This window comes from Paenarthrobacter sp. TRD_SC_7 (assembly GCF_056156245.1).
The window spans coordinates 2,065,133-2,080,420 of the sequence record NZ_CM149587.1 but is presented as its reverse complement, the minus strand read 5'-3'; the positions used below and the strand labels follow the sequence as shown (position 1 = coordinate 2,080,420).

15 protein-coding genes are annotated in these 15,288 nt (G+C 62.4%); 5 read left to right on the top strand and 10 right to left on the bottom strand.

Annotated features, from left to right (window positions below):
• Nucleotides 1–127: 127 nt before the first annotated feature.
• Complete coding sequence (locus tag AC0J5Z_RS10080; protein ID WP_475039650.1) at nucleotides 128–1,756, bottom strand: ABC transporter substrate-binding protein; 1,629 nt, start codon at nucleotides 1,754–1,756, stop codon at nucleotides 128–130.
• A 171-nt stretch (nucleotides 1,757–1,927) separates the two neighbouring features.
• Nucleotides 1,928–3,049 carry a tRNA 2-thiouridine(34) synthase MnmA gene (mnmA, locus tag AC0J5Z_RS10075; protein WP_475039647.1) on the bottom strand — a complete coding sequence of 374 codons (1,122 nt, stop codon included), beginning with the start codon at nucleotides 3,047–3,049 and terminating at the stop codon, nucleotides 1,928–1,930.
• Between the two features lie 181 nt (nucleotides 3,050–3,230).
• On the opposite strand from mnmA, the gene AC0J5Z_RS10070 reads away from it, so the two are divergent.
• Complete coding sequence (locus AC0J5Z_RS10070) at nucleotides 3,231–4,466, top strand: NAD(P)/FAD-dependent oxidoreductase (RefSeq protein ID WP_475038932.1); 1,236 nt, start codon at nucleotides 3,231–3,233, stop codon at nucleotides 4,464–4,466.
• Nucleotides 4,467–4,475: 9 nt separating this feature from the next.
• Here the strand turns inward: AC0J5Z_RS10070 and AC0J5Z_RS10065 are convergent, their stop codons facing one another.
• The 4 genes from AC0J5Z_RS10065 to AC0J5Z_RS10050 all read right to left on the bottom strand — a co-directional run bounded on the left by AC0J5Z_RS10065 (nucleotide 4,476) and on the right by AC0J5Z_RS10050 (nucleotide 8,166).
• On the bottom strand, nucleotides 4,476–5,708 hold the full coding sequence (locus tag AC0J5Z_RS10065) for a cysteine desulfurase family protein (protein ID WP_475038931.1): 1,233 nt from the start codon (nucleotides 5,706–5,708) through the stop codon (nucleotides 4,476–4,478).
• A 54-nt stretch (nucleotides 5,709–5,762) separates the two neighbouring features.
• On the bottom strand, nucleotides 5,763–6,434 hold the full coding sequence (locus AC0J5Z_RS10060; protein ID WP_475038930.1) for a helix-turn-helix transcriptional regulator: 672 nt from the start codon (nucleotides 6,432–6,434) through the stop codon (nucleotides 5,763–5,765).
• A 51-nt stretch (nucleotides 6,435–6,485) separates the two neighbouring features.
• The gene (locus tag AC0J5Z_RS10055; protein WP_475038929.1) at nucleotides 6,486–7,160 is read right to left on the bottom strand and encodes a hypothetical protein; all 675 of its coding nucleotides are present in this window, start codon (nucleotides 7,158–7,160) and stop codon (nucleotides 6,486–6,488) included.
• A 112-nt stretch (nucleotides 7,161–7,272) separates the two neighbouring features.
• Nucleotides 7,273–8,166 (bottom strand): diacylglycerol/lipid kinase family protein, encoded by an 894-nt coding sequence (locus tag AC0J5Z_RS10050; protein WP_475038928.1) that lies wholly within the window; start codon nucleotides 8,164–8,166, stop codon nucleotides 7,273–7,275.
• Between the two features lie 155 nt (nucleotides 8,167–8,321).
• Here AC0J5Z_RS10050 and AC0J5Z_RS10045 point away from each other — a divergent pair, with 155 nt between their 5' ends.
• The 4 genes from AC0J5Z_RS10045 to AC0J5Z_RS10030 all read left to right on the top strand — a co-directional run bounded on the left by AC0J5Z_RS10045 (nucleotide 8,322) and on the right by AC0J5Z_RS10030 (nucleotide 11,443).
• A complete protein-coding gene (locus AC0J5Z_RS10045; RefSeq protein ID WP_475038927.1) occupies nucleotides 8,322–9,266 on the top strand; it encodes a J domain-containing protein in 945 nt (314 codons plus the stop codon).
• An 80-nt stretch (nucleotides 9,267–9,346) separates the two neighbouring features.
• A complete protein-coding gene (locus AC0J5Z_RS10040) occupies nucleotides 9,347–9,814 on the top strand; it encodes a tRNA (cytidine(34)-2'-O)-methyltransferase (protein WP_475038926.1) in 468 nt (155 codons plus the stop codon).
• 188 nt (nucleotides 9,815–10,002) lie between these two features.
• Nucleotides 10,003–10,608 (top strand): ECF RNA polymerase sigma factor SigK, encoded by a 606-nt coding sequence (gene sigK, locus AC0J5Z_RS10035; RefSeq protein ID WP_475039645.1) that lies wholly within the window; start codon nucleotides 10,003–10,005, stop codon nucleotides 10,606–10,608.
• A 1-nt stretch (nucleotide 10,609) separates the two neighbouring features.
• Nucleotides 10,610–11,443: an anti-sigma factor gene (locus AC0J5Z_RS10030; RefSeq protein WP_475038925.1), complete on the top strand. Its 834-nt coding sequence runs from the start codon at nucleotides 10,610–10,612 to the stop codon at nucleotides 11,441–11,443.
• Between the two features lie 82 nt (nucleotides 11,444–11,525).
• Here the strand turns inward: AC0J5Z_RS10030 and AC0J5Z_RS10025 are convergent, their stop codons facing one another.
• The 4 genes from AC0J5Z_RS10025 to AC0J5Z_RS10010 all read right to left on the bottom strand — a co-directional run bounded on the left by AC0J5Z_RS10025 (nucleotide 11,526) and on the right by AC0J5Z_RS10010 (nucleotide 15,284).
• The gene (locus AC0J5Z_RS10025) at nucleotides 11,526–12,929 is read right to left on the bottom strand and encodes a GntT/GntP/DsdX family permease (protein WP_475038924.1); all 1,404 of its coding nucleotides are present in this window, start codon (nucleotides 12,927–12,929) and stop codon (nucleotides 11,526–11,528) included.
• Entirely contained in the window at nucleotides 12,926–13,471 is a 546-nt protein-coding gene (locus tag AC0J5Z_RS10020; RefSeq protein ID WP_475038923.1) for a gluconokinase, read from the bottom strand. Before AC0J5Z_RS10020 ends, AC0J5Z_RS10025 begins: the two co-directional genes overlap by 4 nt.
• A gap of 74 nt (nucleotides 13,472–13,545) precedes the next feature.
• On the bottom strand, nucleotides 13,546–14,325 hold the full coding sequence (locus tag AC0J5Z_RS10015) for a PIG-L deacetylase family protein (protein WP_475038922.1): 780 nt from the start codon (nucleotides 14,323–14,325) through the stop codon (nucleotides 13,546–13,548).
• A 5-nt stretch (nucleotides 14,326–14,330) separates the two neighbouring features.
• Nucleotides 14,331–15,284: an electron transfer flavoprotein subunit alpha/FixB family protein gene (locus tag AC0J5Z_RS10010; protein WP_475038921.1), complete on the bottom strand. Its 954-nt coding sequence runs from the start codon at nucleotides 15,282–15,284 to the stop codon at nucleotides 14,331–14,333.
• Nucleotides 15,285–15,288 lie beyond the last annotated feature (4 nt).

The following is a 15,288-nucleotide window of genomic DNA, read 5'->3' as shown; positions in this document are numbered from 1 at the left end:
TGTTACCTGCATTTCCTGCCCGTGGATTGCGCGGGGTGTCTCATGCGTGCCGGCCACGCGGGTGGTCAGCAAAGGAGGCGGGACACCGGATCAGTGTCCCGCCTCCCTTCTCATCGCAAAGGTGCGGTTACTTGGAAATTACTCCAAGACGGAACTTGAAGGATGGGTCCAGCGTCTTCTCGACACCGTTCACGCCGCTTCCGACTACGGCCACCTGGGCGCCCTGAAGCAGGGGCAGGGTGGAAATGTCCTTGGCAAGTGCGTTTTGGACGTCCTTGATGGCAGCCTCGCGGCTGGTCTTGTCCGCATCCGTCAGCTGCTTGGCGATCAGCTCATTGACTTCGGGGTTGTTGTAGTGGTTCTTCAGGAAGCCGCCTTCCGGGAAGAACGGAGTCAGGTAGTTGTCGGCATCGCTGAAGTCGGGGAACCAACCGAACTGGAACAACGGGTACTCGTCCGCGCGGCTGGCCTTGCTGTACGTAACCCATTCAGTGGACTGCAGGTTCACGGTAAAGAGGCCGGACTTCTCCAACTGCTCCTTGACCATGGCGTACTCGTCTCCGGACGATCCGCCGTAGTGGTCCGGGTTGTACTGCAGGTTCAGGGCCACGGGTTCCGTGATGCCGGCATCCGTCAGGACTTTCTTGGCCTTGTCCAAGCTGGGCTTTCCGGCGTCGCCGTAAGCATCCTTGAAGGACTCATTGGCGCCAAGGAAGCCGCTGGGTACGTTGGAATACAGGGGCAGGTAGGTGCCTTTGTAAACCTGATCGGCGATTGCCTGGCGGTCGACCAGGTTGGCCACGGCCTGGCGAACAGCCAATGCCTTGGCGGGATCCGCGCCGGCTGCCTTGGTTCCGTACGGCATGGTGTCGAAGTTGAACGTGATGTACCGGATCTCGCCACCGGGCCCGGTCAGGACCTTGACTTTGGAATCCTTGCGGAGGTCATCGATGTCCGTAGCGCTCAAGCTGCGGAAGGCAACGTCAATGGCACCTTGCTGGATTTCGAGCTTGAGGTTGGTGGGGCTGGCGTAGTACTTGATGGTTGCTGCGTCATTCGCCGGCTTGCCAAGAACACCTTGGTAGTCAGCGAAAGCCTTGAAGCTGACCAGTTCGTTCTTCTTGTAGCTGTCGATCGTGTACTGCCCGTAGAACGCGTTGGCCTTGATGATTTCATCATCGGAAAGGATCTTGTCTGCCGGGAAGACTTCGTCGTCAACGATCGGCGCAGCAGGACTGCTGAGAATCTGGCTGAAGGTTTGGTCGTTGGCCTTCTTGAGCTTGAACACCACCGTATTGGCGTCCGGCGTACTCACGCTCTCGATATTGGTCAACAGCGAGGCAGGTCCGGCAGGATCGTTGATGGCCACTTGCCGGTCGAAAGAGTGCTTGACATCCTTGGAATCCAAAGTGTGCCCGTTGGCCCACTTGAGCCCGGATTTGAGCTTGACTGTGTATTCAGACGGTGCCGTGAACGACGACGACTCGGCGAGGTCGGGAACGGGTTCCGCACCGCCGGGTTTGGAATTCAGCAGGAATGAGTAGACCTGGTTCATCACCATAAACGAACCGTTGTCATAGGATCCGGCGGGGTCCAGCGACGTGACTTTGTCAGTAGTGCCGTAAGCGATGGGGCCCGTGGCAGCCGGGGCGGATGTTGAGCCGCCGCCGGAGGGCCCCGTGCAGGCCGTCAAGGCGAGCGCGGAAATGCCCGCCAGCGCGATAACGCCGTGCAGGGCCTTCTTGTTCAGTGCCATCTGGTGAACCTTCTGTTCGATGGATTCGGCGCGCCGCCGTGGGATATTTGTGACGGCGCGCACTCTTGATTCCATGATTCAACCAGACTTCGAGGACAGCGAACCCTTCATTTTGTGATTTGAGACACAAAATTTACTTTCCAGTAGCTTTCAGCGCGAGGGCACTGGCTCCTAGAGAGCTTCCCGCTGAAGTGAACGGGCGGCATCAATGGTTGCCTGCCCCAGGACACGGCTGCCCTGGTAGAGAACGACGGTCTGACCCGGGGCCACGCCCCTCAGGGGATCCGTCAGCGTGACGACGAGTTGGGCCCGCTCCACGCCGGATTCGTCAGCAACGGCTTCCACACGCGCGATTGCCGGAACGGGATCGCCGTGGGCCCGGACCTGCGCATGGCAGTCGAACTCAGCGCCCGTGGCAACTTCGGAAATTGGCAAGCCGGCCCACGAAACCTTGATGCCGCGGATCTCGTCGATCGCCAGCAGGGCTTCCGGCCCCACAACCACCTTGTTTTCCTTGGGGCGGATCTCGAGGACGAACCGGGGCTTGCCATCCGCTGCGGGAGTCCCCAGCTTCAAGCCGCGCCGCTGCCCCACCGTGAAGGCGTTCGCACCCGGATGTTCGCCGACCTTGGCGCCGGTTTCGTCAACTATGTCTCCAGTGGTCATGTCGATCTTTTCCGCCAGCCAACCACGGGTGTCGCCGTCCGAAATAAAGCAAATGTCATGGCTATCCGGCTTGTTTGCCACGGACAGGCCCCGCCGCTCCGCCTCGGCACGCACCTCGGCCTTGGACGGGGTATCCGCCAGCGGAAACATGGAGTGCTTGAGTTGCTCGTGGGTAAGGACACCAAGGACGTAGCTCTGGTCCTTGGCCCAATCGGCGGCGCGGTGGAGTTCCCGGTTGCCGTCGGCGTCTTCAATGACCTTGGCGTAGTGCCCCGTGCATACGGCGTCGAAGCCCAGAGCGATGGCCTTTTCCAGGAGGGCGGCGAACTTGATCCGCTCGTTGCAGCGCATGCAGGGGTTCGGCGTCCTGCCCGCGGCGTACTCGTCAATGAAATCCTGGACGACGTCTTCCTTGAAGCGCTCTGAGAAGTCCCACACGTAGTAGGGAATGCCCAGGACGTCGCAGGCACGCCAAGCATCGCGCGAATCCTCGATGGTGCAGCAGCCCCGGCTTCCTGTGCGCAGGGTGCCGGGCATCCGCGACAACGCAAGGTGGACTCCGACGACGTCGTGTCCTGCCTCGACGGCCCGGGCTGCGGCCACGGCGGAGTCAACTCCGCCGCTCATTGCTGCAAGTACTCGCATGCTGGCTTTCTGTGTATATGGGAGTTGGAGTCACTGATCCGACTGAGAACAGCCGGTGTGCCCATCTATTCTAGCCTGCGGTGCCACCCCTGCCCTAAAACCCCTTGACTGCCCCAATCCATGCTTCTAAAGTCAAAATAATTGGTTTTAGAATCGAGCTGACATGGCAAATGAACATATGGTTATCGTCGGCGGGGGGCTTGCCGGCGCCAGCGCAGCCAAGACCCTGCGCGCCGAAGGCTACGATGGGCTCCTCACCTTGGTGGCCGCCGAGAACCGGGCACCCTATATACGCCCTCCCCTTTCCAAGGAATTCCTCTTGGGCAAAGCTGATGCAGATGCCACCCTAGTGGTGCCGGATCAATGGTACGGAGAAAACGAAGTCGAGCTTCTGCTCGGCAGCCCTGCCAGCCGGATCGACCCGGACGGTCATGCGGTGGCACTGGCCAACGGCCGAAGCTTGTCCTACTCCAAACTGCTCCTTGCCACTGGGGCCCAGCCTCGAACGCTCCCACTTCCCGGTGCGGACCTCGACGGGGTCATGACCTTCCGGACATTCGATGACAGCCTGCGACTTCAGTACCTCCTCAAGGAAGGAGGCCGGAAGGTGGTCATGATCGGGTCCGGGTGGATCGGCATGGAACTGGCCGCGGCTGCCCGCTCGTACGGCAACGACGTCGCACTGCTGGGACTGGAAGTCATTCCCCTGAGTGCCGCCATTGGCACTGAACTTGGCACGTACTTCCAACGGCTCCATGAAGACCGGGGCGTGAGCTTCCGTCTCCCGGCGGCCGCGGCCGGAATTGACGGACAGAACGGAAGGGCGACGGCGGTTCGCACCAATACCGGCGAAACGCTGCCTGCCGATGTCGTAATCGTTGCCGTCGGCGTCCTACCGGACACAGCACTTGCCGAAGCCGCAGGGCTTGAAATACGCAATGGAATACTGGTGGATGCCGGACTGAGGTCCAGCGCTCCGGATGTGCTGGCCGCCGGAGACGTCGCCAACGCACTGCATCCCTTTACCGGCGAGCACCATCGCAGCGAGCATTGGGCCAATGCGCTCAACGGCGGCAAAGTGGCGGCAAAGTCCATGATGGGCCAGGACACCAAATTGGATGTGGTGCCCTACTTCTATACGGACCAGTTCGACCTCAGCATGGAGTACTCGGGCTTTCCGGCGCTGACCTCCGGAATCACGCCGGTGATCCGGGGCTCACTGGATGACGGCAGTTTCATCGCGTTCTGGTTGAAGGAGGGCACGGTAGTTGCCGGCATGAGCGTCAACCAGAGCCGGGTTCAGAAGCCCATCAAGGCTTTGATTTCGGCTCGCGTCCGCGTGGATGTCGCGAACCTCACGGATCCCGGGGTGCCGCTGGACGAGCTGTTGCCCGGCTAGCAGCAATCGCTACAAAGGTTCGGATGAGGCCTGCCGGGCTACTGTTGCCGCTGTTTGAATGCTGGATTCGTGACCGGCCATTCCAGCCTGCCGCGCCCTGAGGCATGCCTCGGGAAGGGCTTCCAGGAGCGCGTCCACATCCGCATCGGTGGAACTGTGGCCCAAGGAAAAGCGCTGTGCGCCGCGGGCAGTGTCTTCATCCAGGCCCATGGCCAGCAGGACATGGGAAGGCCGGGGCACTCCAGCCGTGCACGCCGAGCCAGTAGAGGACTCAACACCTGCCAGGTCCAGGAGAAAGAGCAGTGAGTCGCCTTCACAACCAGGGAAGGTGAAGTGGGCGTTTCCCGGCAGCCGACCATCGCCGGGAGCACCCCTCAGCACCGCGTCCGGAACCGTTTCGAGTACCCCGCGGATGAGGCGGTCACGCAACATGCTGAGACGTTCCCGCTCACCCGCAAGGTTTGCAGTGACAGCCTCCGCGGCTGCGGCAAAAGCAGCAATTGCGGGTGTATCCAATGTTCCCGAACGTACATCGCGTTCCTGGCCGCCCCCGTGCTGCACCGGCGTCAGCTTCACAGCCCTCCCCAAAAAAAGGGCACCGACTCCCACAGGACCACCAAGCTTGTGCCCCGATACGGACATTGCGGAGAGCCCGGAACCACGGAAATCCACGGGAACGGAACCGAATGCCTGGACAGCGTCGGAGTGGACCGGGATGCCATGCGGCTTCGCCAGCTCCACGATCTCCGTAACCGGCTGGAGGGTGCCTACTTCATTGTTGGCCCACATCACGGTAACCAAGGCAACCGATTCCGGATCCCGTTCGATTTCCTGCTTGACGACCTCCAGCTGAACAGTGCCGTCACTGTCAACGGGAAGCCACACAACGTCCGCGCCGTCGTGCCTCTCTAGCCACTCGACAGTATCCATGACGGCATGATGTTCGACGGCGGAGCAAAGGATGCGGGTCCGGCGCGGGTTTTCGTCCCGCCTGGCCCAGAACAGGCCCTTGACGGCCAAGTTATCTGCTTCCGTCCCGCCTGAGGTGAAAATGACCTCTGATGGATGCGCCCCGGCCGCAGCAGCCAGCGTCTCCCGGGCATCCTCTACAGCCCGCCTGGCGCGGCGACCTGCGCCATGCAACGACGAAGGATTGCCGGTCCGCGCCAGCTCGCGCGTCATGACGGCGAGCGCTTCGGCCGACAAGGGCGTGGTGGCAGCGTGGTCGAGGTATACAGGCACCTTGTAATTCTACCGACGCCGGGCGCTCAGGAGCCGCCCGCTCAGGAATCGCCCTCAAGCAGTGGTGATGCGCGCACAGCAGTGTCCCGGGCCATGGTCCGGATCCGGCACGACGACGTCGGCGCTGAGTCCGGAGGCCGTCGCAGCACCGCTGAGGAAGGCGCCGTTCATGGCGCACACCACGTCCTTATGGTCCCGCGACAGGCGATGGAACGGACAGTTCAACAGGCGATATCCCCCGAAGACATCGGGGGTGGGTTGGTACCCAAGCTCGGCGATCGCCCCCAGGAAATCGCCATGCCTTCCCAACTCGCTTCCCCTGGCTGAAGCGACGTCACGCAGGGCAGCCTCAACGGGAGCGCCCTCGGCGTCAGCCCGCTGGATGGCTGCTGCCATGAGGTGGGCGGCGAGGTCATAGTGCCGCTCCGGGATGGAGACGCCAATCTCATCCACCATTGGCCTGTAGAGCTTGGATGGCCGCCCCGAGCCTGGACCCGCCCTGTCGGGCGACTTCCTGAACTCGACTTGCAGGAGTCCTTCCCGAACCAAGCGGTCCAAATGGAAAGACACCGAACTGCGGGGCAAGTCCAAAGTCAAGGCCGCCTCATCCCGCCCCACGGCGCCGCCGGCATTCAAAACGTATTCATACAACTTGCGGCGGTTCTCATCACCCAAGGCAGCGATGGCTGCGATTTTGCGGATCCACGGGAGGTCGAAAGTGCCCATGCATAACGTTAACTCTAAAAACAAGAATTGCTGCTTTATACGCTGACCGGATCAGGAGGGTGGAACCACCACAAGCCGGGCCACGGTCTCTGCACGCGCTTGGGCCAAGGTGTTGTCATCCGGGCATGCCAGGGACACATACACCGAGGATGCAGGAGCGCTGAACAACCTGGCCAACACAACGGCCGCCTGGCCGCCGGAGCCGGCCGAGGATTCCAAGCTCAGAAACTCCACGCCGTGCTGCGGCTTGTCGGAGTCCTGGCCCCAACGCAAAGACGCTGGCTTCAGACTCTCCAGTGCAATGCCGGCACCCAGGTAGGTGAACAATTCCTTGGTTGAAGCGGTGTCGTCGCCGGCCACCACCAACGGGCCCTGATTCACGCTGACCCGGAGTGCGAGCGTGCATCCGTTTGTCTTGTTGTATCTGGTTTCACCCTGCAAAGCGGAATGAACCACCGACCATCCAGGCACCTCCTCCAACCGCGTGGAGACTGTGACGGGCTCCCCGGGGACCAAAGTGCCCCCTGCCGCCAGTGGCAGGTCCTTCGCGGCCACCGCGGCCGCATCGTGTCCGGGCGTAATGGTGGGAGTCGCAAGCGTGGATACCGATGGCGACGGCTTCGGCGCTGCGGGATCCGGAACGTTGACACTGCAGCCCACCAGCAGGACGCCTGCGGCTCCGGTGGCAACCAAGCCGGCCAGTCGTCGTCGAACGTTGTTCGCCACTATGTCTCCTTGCCTTGCTGCCTGATTTGCCGCGCTCTCCACCGCAGCTTGTGTCGCCGCGATCGAGTCTAACCGCCTGCAGCAACGTGGCTCCGCCAGCAACGCGAACGCACTAGGCAAGCACCCATAAGCCGGCGGGAACAAGGTCGACGACCACCGGCAATGCAGCGATGCGCTCGCCGTCGGCATATGCCACCACCCCTTCGGCGTCCAGATGCACTTTCCGGACGCGCCTGATCTCCACGGCGGGATGGCTGGTGTGTTTCCCGGCGAAAACCTTGGGAAACACGGCAAGGAAACGGAGCCTGGACAAAGGCTTCACCACAAACATGTCCAGCCACCCGTCGTCGGGCACTGCCTCAGGGGTAATCTTCATGCCGCCGCCTATGAACTGTCCGTTGGCCACGGAAATGAGCAAGGCAGGCTGGCGCCAGGTCACGTCGTCGGCGGTGACGGTGTAGGTAATCCGCCGGAAAGAGCCCAGTTCCCTGAGCATCGCGAGGTTGTAGCGGCTCTTTCCACGGGGCCACCGCCAGGAATTGGCCCGTTCGTTGACGGCGGCATCAAACCCGGCGGAAAGGACGCCGGCGAAGTACGTGGTCCCACTACGCGCGGTAACCCGGCCGGCGTCGATCCTACGCCCGCCTGTCTCCAGCGCAACCAGCAGCCGGCGGCACGCCGCACCAGTGTCGTTCAGCGGCAAAGCCAACAGCCGCGCGACGTCGTTGCCTGTTCCGGCGGGAACAATGCCGAGGGGAATGTCCAGCCCGGCGAGCGCATTGACACCCAAGTGGACCATGCCGTCACCACCCACCACTACCAAGGCCTCCACTCCGGCAGCCAAGGTCACGTCGACCACCCGCCGCAGGGCGTCGTAATCGTCCGCCTCGAGTACGACGACGTCCCGGCCGGCGGCGCGGAGTAACGCTGCGGCTTGGTGCCCGGCATGGCGGGTACGACCAAAAGAGGCAGCAGGGTTGATGGCGACGGCGATTTTCTTCGGCATGCTGGAGGGGTTCTCGGCTGCCGGAGGATTCACAGCCTGAATTATGCCAGCGGGAACCACGGGCCCTGTCACCGACGTTCACATAGTGGCTGGATAAACTTGCCAGTACCACGCCTCTTCAGGAGCGCACCGTCATCATAGAGAAGGGCCCGTGCTTGGCCGAGGGCAGCAGTTCGCACTATCAGGTACTCCGTGTTTCCGTCACCGCTACGGATAAGGAGATCAAAGTGGCCTACCGCAAGGCTGCCCGAAAGGCCCACCCCGATCATGGTGGAGAAGCGGAGATGTTCCGGCGCGTAACCCTCGCGTACGAAACCCTCATCGATCCCCAACGGAGGGCCGAATACGACCGACGGTACGCCCGGGGAGCTTCAGGGGTAAGTCAGCCGCGGCCCGGCGATTACACAGGCACTGCCGCGCCGGGTCCCTCCGCCACTACAAACGTCAAGCGGCCCCAAGCCCAGCGCAATACTGCAGGCGACCCCCCGGTCTATGTTCCTGCCTTTGACGATCCCAACGAAGTTCCGCTCATTTCAGCGGCGGAAGCGGCGCAGCAAGTCCACGGGCTCCCCCGCAAACGGGGCATTTTTGGTGCCGAGGCCCGCATCCAACGCGAGATGCGCACGGTCCAGCTCATCAGCCGGCAGGTCCTGCCCGCCATACCCGCTGCCCGGCTGATCAACGGGCTGCGCTCGCCGTCGGATAACAACCACATCGACCACGCTGTCCTTTCCGGCTACCGGCTGGCTTTGGTCGGTTCCATGCTTCTGCCCAAGGGCGCCTATGCATGGGACGGCCATTCGCTGCGGCATGGCGGGCGTTCGGTAGCCCCTCCACAGCTCGCCCACATCGTCCGCCACATGCAGGACCTCTTTCCCGAACTCAACGTCACAGGCTGGGTGGTTCTGCACAGTCCTGACGGCAACCTCCACGAACCTGTGATCGACCAATACGGCAAGGGCCAGTCGAGCCACAATGCCGTGGAGGTAGTCAACGCTGCAGGGCTGGTGAGGGGGCTCAAACAATTCCTCAGCTCGGGGCCAGCGCCGAATACCGTGGTGGTGCCTGTCCTGGCGCGGTTGCTTCGAGGAATGCACTAGGTTCTCGTCTGTGTGCGTAACTGCACGCGGACGTACCTGCAGCGACAGCAGGCCCGCACGGGGCTGACTAAGATGGGACCGTGTTCCGCATCCTCTTCCACACTCCAGAAATCCCGGGCAATACGGGCAACGCCATCCGCTTGGCCGCCATCACGGGGGCCGAGCTTCACTTGGTAGAGCCCCTCGGCTTTGATTTTTCCGATGCCAAGCTTCGCCGCGCCGGTCTTGATTACCACGATCTCGCAGTAGTTACTGTCCACAAGGACATCGAGGCCGCTTGGGCTGCACTCAAGCCGGAACGGGTATTCGCATACACCTCCGACGGGGAGACCTCCTATACGGACGTCAGCTACCGCGAGGGCGACGTCCTGATGTTCGGTCCCGAATCGGTGGGCCTGCCGGACTGGCTCAAGCAGGATCCTCACGTTACCGCCCGTGTTCGCCTTCCCATGAAGCCTTCTCTTCGCTCGCTCAACCTGGCCAACGCTGCTTCAATCGCTGTCTTCGAAGCCTGGCGGCAGAACGGATTTGCCGGCGCCAAGGTGTAGCCCATCCAACGGCGCCACAGCACCGAATACCTTGTGCAGGACGATTCCTGCCTTGGACATTCGTTGAGGGAGCCTACGTGAGCGCGCTGCAGACCAGGGTGATGACGGCAAGCCGCTGCACCGCCGCGCCTTCGACGCAATCCCGTTATGCTGCCGGTTTCAAACGGGACGACATATGCTGGACGGTGATGGACATCCCCAACAATCCCGGCCCCCGGGTCTTCGAAGCTTCCGGCTCTGCGACTGATCTAAATTCGCAGCTGGCTGGCTTGCTCGAACTCGTGGCAGCAGGCGACCAGCAGGCGTTCGCCGAGTTCTATCGCCTCACGTCGCGGCGTGTCTTCGGTATGGCCAGGCGCGTCCTGATAGACCCCGACCTCAGCGAGGACGCCACCCAGGAGGTCTATATCCAGGTATGGCAGGGCGCTGCCAAGTTCGACCGGGCCGCGGGGAGCCCGCTAGCCTGGCTCATGACCATTGCCCATCGCCGGGCCATTGACCGTGTCCGCTCCGTGCAAGCGGCAACTGACCGGGAAGCCAAATACGGCGCAGCGAGCCAGGACCCGGACCGGGACCTGGTGGCGGAGGAAGCCGACACCAACCTGGAGGCCGAAGCGGTCAGCCGGTGCCTCGGTACGCTGACGGACACGCAGCGCGAATCCGTCCGCCTCGCATATTACGGCGGACTGACCTACCGGGAAGTCGCCGAGCATCTCGGTGCCGCTATCCCGACCATCAAGTCCCGCATCCGCGATGGATTACTGCGCCTGAAGACTTGCCTGGGGGTGGGTTGATATGAGTGAAAACACCAGTGGAGGCTTTATCCGCAAAATGTTTGCCAACGACATCGCTACCGACCTCGCCGAGGGCCGGGTCCTCGAATTGGCGGAAATCTATGCCCTGGACGCCGTCAGCGACGACGAACGAGCCATGATCGACCACTACCTTGAGGACGCTCCGGAAGGTCCTGAATTCCTGGAGCGGGTCCGCGAAGCCCGCGAGACCTTGGCAGTCAGCTTCGCGCCCGAAGAAGCACCACCGGCCGGGCTCTTGGACAACATCATGGAACGCATCACCAAGGATGCTGCCGCCCATCCCCCTGCTGAGCCGGCGGCACCGCCGGTGGCGAGTCCCGCCGTCGACGACCTTGCGGCCGCCAGGGCTAAGCGCGAAGAACGCACACGCGCCGGTGGGGCACGCAGATGGATGGTCGGGGCAGCCGCTGCAGCCGTCATTGCACTCGGTGGCATCGGAGTGGGCGCCTACGTTTCTGCGCAGAATGACCCCGTCAACCAAGTGCTGCAGGCACAGGATGTTCAGAAGAAGTCCGCGCCGGTTCCGGGCGGTGGTACGGCCACCATCTCCGCATCATCAGCCAAGGATTCCTTCGTGGTCCTGATGGATGGCGTTGCACCCGCCCCGGAAGGAAAGGTCTACCAGTTGTGGACCCTCCCCAAGGACGGCTCTGCCCCCGTACCGCAGGGCACCATGGATGCCGAGACGCTCTCCAAGCCCGCTGTTGTGAAGGGGCTCTCCTCAGCTTCTTCCGTGGCCATCACCGTGGAACCCACGGGCGGATCGAGTGCACCCACCACAGACCCGGTCCTGGTGGTGGGGCTCAGCGCCTGACTGGTGACGATTTAACGCACGACGGCGGCCGCCCCAGTTAAAGGGACGGCCGCCGTCGTGTTTGTGCCCGTGGCTTCTGCAGCTACAACACAAGTGATAGAAGCATCACAAAGCCGAAGCCCACTACGGAGATCAGCGTTTCCATCACGGACCAGGTTTTGAACGTCTGCCCAATGGTAAGCCCGAACAGTTCCTTCACCAACCAGAATCCAGCGTCGTTGACGTGGGACAGGAACAGGGAGCCGGCGCCGATGGCCAAGGCCAGCAGGGCAGCGTGCGTCGGGCTGAGGCTGCTGGCAAGGGGTGCCACAATGCCCGCCGCGGTCACAGTCGCAACGGTCGCTGAGCCCGTGGCCAGGCGGAGAGCCACTGCCACGATGAAGCCGAGCACCAGGACGGACATATTGGCGCCCTCGGCCCATTTCTTGACGGCGTCACCCACGCCCGCGCCGATCAGGGTCTGTTTGAAACCGCCGCCGGCGCCCACGATGAGGAGGATTGCCGCGATCGGCCCCAGGCTTTCACCCAGCTTGGCCGTGATCCTGCTGCCCGTGAAGCCCACGGCGTAGCCGAAGGTCACGATCGCCAGAAGGACCGCCAGCGTCATTGCCACCAAGGGCTGGCCGACGAAGTCGAAGAAGATCCGGATCGCGGGTGCGGTCTCGGCGTTCGGCCAGATGATTCCGCCCAACGCTTTCAACAGCATCAGGACCACGGGGAAGATGATAGTCAGCAGGGTCACCAGGAACGACGGCTGGCGCTTCACTTCACTCAGATCGGCTGCGTGCTGGGTGTCGATGCCACCTGCTACGGCAGGCGCGTCAACAGGGACCCACCTGGCAGCGAGCCGCGAGAACAGCGGGCCACAGATGATGACCGTGGGAATCGCGACGAGGATACCCAGGCCAAGGGTTGTTCCGAGTTCGGCCTTCACTGCACTGATGGCAATCAGCGGACCCGGATGCGGCGGCACGAGCCCGTGCAGTACGGACAGTCCAGCCAGAGCCGGGATCGCGATTCGCATTAGCTTCATCTTGGATCTCTGGGTCACCAGGACGATCACGGGAAGCAGAAGCACGAGTCCGATTTCGAAGAACATCGGCAACCCGATGATCACCGCAACGAGCGTGATCATCCAGACGAGCTTGTTGCCGCTGGCCTTGGCCAGCAAAGTATCCACCACCCGGTTTGCACCACCGGAATCAGCCAACAGCTTGCCGAGCATGGCTCCGAGCGCAATGAGCAGTCCAACCTCCTTAAGGACGCCTCCCACGCCGTCTTCGAAGTTGGTAATGACTTTGCCCAGTTCAACACCGGACGCAAGGCCAACGAAGGCGGAACCCAGCACCAGGGCCAGGAACGGATGAAGCTTGAGCTTGGCGATCAGCACCACAATCAGGGCAATGCCCAGCGCCGCCACCACAAGGAGTTGGGTGTCGTGCGCTGTCCATTCCTGTACCTGCGTCGCTGTTTCCAGGACCTTCACGAGGCGGTCGCTTCGGTACCGGCGCCGACGGGCCGGAGACCGAGCCGTTCAATGACTTCGTCGGCTTCTTCGGCCGGCGAGGCAGAAACGCACAAGGAGATGTAGTTCTCGTCGTCCGTAGGTTCCTCAAGGGCGTCGAACTGCGATTCCAAGAGCGACGGCGGCATGAAGTGGCCGTGCCTGGAGGCAAGGCGATCCGAGATCTTGTCCTTGCTCCCCTGCAGGAAGACGAACACAACACCTTCGCCCCGGAGGACGTCGCGGTACTTCTTTTTCAGTGCAGAGCAGGTGATGATCGCCGGGGTTCCGGCGTCCACGTGCGCGCTGATCCAGTCCGAAATGATGCCCAGCCAGGGCCAACGGTCCTCATCGCTGAGTGCCTGCCCCGAATGCATCTTTGCCACGTTCGCTTCAGGATGGAGGTCGTCGCCTTCGGCAAGGTCCCATCCAAGTTTCCCTGCGAGTACGCCGGCTACAGTCGATTTGCCCGAACCGGAGACTCCCATAATCACCAGTACAGGTTGTTGCGCAGTCTTCGCCATCAAAGTCTGCCTTCCTCGAATAAATATGATTTAACCGAGATCAAGCATATGACACGGGTTACACCACGGCAACGTTAGAAACCGGCGATGGTGCTGGAACCATTGACGGACACCACATGGAAGCTCTCAGCGCTGGCCCCGGCAGGCAGGCTGGCACGTTGGCCGTTAGCCAGCATCATGCTCCGGACTACGCGCTCCATGCCTTCAATATCCGGGTGCTGGCTTGCATGGACACGGATGGCGTCAAGCTTTGCATCCACGTGGTCCGAGACGTTCACAAAGTGGTTCTCCCGGGCCTCCGGGCTGGAGATAAACCACAACCACGGCAGCTTGTACGCACTAAGTCCTGCTTCCGCCAACTCCGGGTAGGCGAAGGGGTTTTCCACTGCCGGGTAGACCGCCCGGGTTACGGCTTCGCCAGCCGCGAGATGGTCAGGGTGGCTCTTCTGGAGGCGGTCCCAGTTCCTTTCCGGGTGCATGGTCAGCACGATGTCCGGGCGGATTTCGCGAATCAGCTTCACTACCTGCTTGATGACGCCATGTGTCGGCGCAAGGTAGCCATCCCGCTCATGCAGGTAATGGATGTCCGTGACACCCACCAAGGCGGCCGCCCGCTGTTGCTCCTCAGTGCGAAGTTCGGTGATCCGTTCCCTGTCCACCGGATCGAAGCCGCCAGCGTCGCCGTCGGTCATGATGCAATAGCTGACCTTGACGCCAGCTGCCGTCCACGCCGCGATGGTTCCCGCGGCGCCAAAGTCGATGTCGTCAGGATGGGCAGTAAAACAAAGCACCCGCTCAATGCGCTCCGTAGAGGCATCGAACGGGCTCTTTGCTGACGTAACGTCAGTGGACAAAGGGATCAGCCTCTCCGCTTCTTGATCTCTGCAGTAGCCTGCGGGAGAACCTTGAAGAGGTCACCGATGATGCCGTAGTCGGCAATCTCGAACACCGGCGATTCTGCGTCCTTGTTGATGGCCACAATGACCTTGGAGGTCTGCATTCCGGCCTTTTGCTGGATGGCCCCTGAAATGCCGGCAGAAATGTACAGCTGCGGTGATACCGTGACGCCGGTCTGGCCCACCTGTGCATCATGGCCAATCCAGCCTGCGTCGGTAGCAGCGCGGGATGCGCCAACTGCAGCGCCCAAGGCGTCGGCAAGCTCTTCGAGCGGGCCGAAGTCACCGTCCACGCCACGGCCGCCAGCCACGACGATCCTCGCTTCGCTGAGGTCCGGCCGGCCGCTGACAGGCTTCTCGGTCCGCGCGGCAATGCGTGCGGAGTTAGCCAAGCCGTCGGCGGGAACTTCAACCGTAGCGGTGGCCGGCGCAGCGGCGGCGCCAGCCGGTGAAGGCTCCACATTGTTGGCCTTGATCGAAAGAACCGTCACCGGAGTGGTGGCCTTCGCTGTGGTGTTGTAGGAGCCTGCCAGGACGGATTTGTGCGCGGTGCCGTCAGCCTCAACGCCCACGACGTCGGTGATAACGCCTGCGTTGAGCTTGATGCCAAGCCTGCCCGCGATTTCTTTGCCCTCAGGCGAGTTGTCCAGGAGCACTGCCGTAGCGCCCGAGGCTGCCACAGCAGCGGCAAGGTAGGCGGCCTTTGGCCCCACCAGGTAGTTGTCGAGATCGTCCACCGACGGCTGATAAACCGTGGTGGCGCCGTAGGCACCCAAGGTGGCGGCGACGTCGTCGTGCAGCTCTCCGGTGAACGCGACGGCGGTCTCCCCCAGGGAGCGGGCGATGGTCAGGAGCTCCAGGCTGCTCTTCTTGAGAGCTGCTCCCGGGTTGTCAATGAAAACAAGTGCATTTGCCATGGTT

What these genes read in the sequence shown, in the direction of transcription:
- sigK (WP_475039645.1), top strand. Translation starts at nt 10,003, where the DNA reads ATGGACATCCCCAACAATCCCGGCCCCCGGGTCTTCGAAGCTTCCGGC.
- AC0J5Z_RS10030 (WP_475038925.1), top strand. Translation starts at nt 10,610, where the DNA reads ATGAGTGAAAACACCAGTGGAGGCTTTATCCGCAAAATGTTTGCCAAC.
- mnmA (WP_475039647.1), bottom strand. Translation starts at nt 3,049, where the DNA reads ATGAGCGGCGGAGTTGACTCCGCCGTGGCCGCAGCCCGGGCCGTCGAG.
- AC0J5Z_RS10010 (WP_475038921.1), bottom strand. Translation starts at nt 15,284, where the DNA reads ATGGCAAATGCACTTGTTTTCATTGACAACCCGGGAGCAGCTCTCAAG.
- AC0J5Z_RS10070 (WP_475038932.1), top strand. Translation starts at nt 3,231, where the DNA reads ATGGCAAATGAACATATGGTTATCGTCGGCGGGGGGCTTGCCGGCGCC.
- AC0J5Z_RS10080 (WP_475039650.1), bottom strand. Translation starts at nt 1,756, where the DNA reads ATGGCACTGAACAAGAAGGCCCTGCACGGCGTTATCGCGCTGGCGGGC.
- AC0J5Z_RS10020 (WP_475038923.1), bottom strand. Translation starts at nt 13,471, where the DNA reads ATGGCGAAGACTGCGCAACAACCTGTACTGGTGATTATGGGAGTCTCC.
- AC0J5Z_RS10060 (WP_475038930.1), bottom strand. Translation starts at nt 6,434, where the DNA reads ATGGGCACTTTCGACCTCCCGTGGATCCGCAAAATCGCAGCCATCGCT.
- AC0J5Z_RS10050 (WP_475038928.1), bottom strand. Translation starts at nt 8,166, where the DNA reads ATGCCGAAGAAAATCGCCGTCGCCATCAACCCTGCTGCCTCTTTTGGT.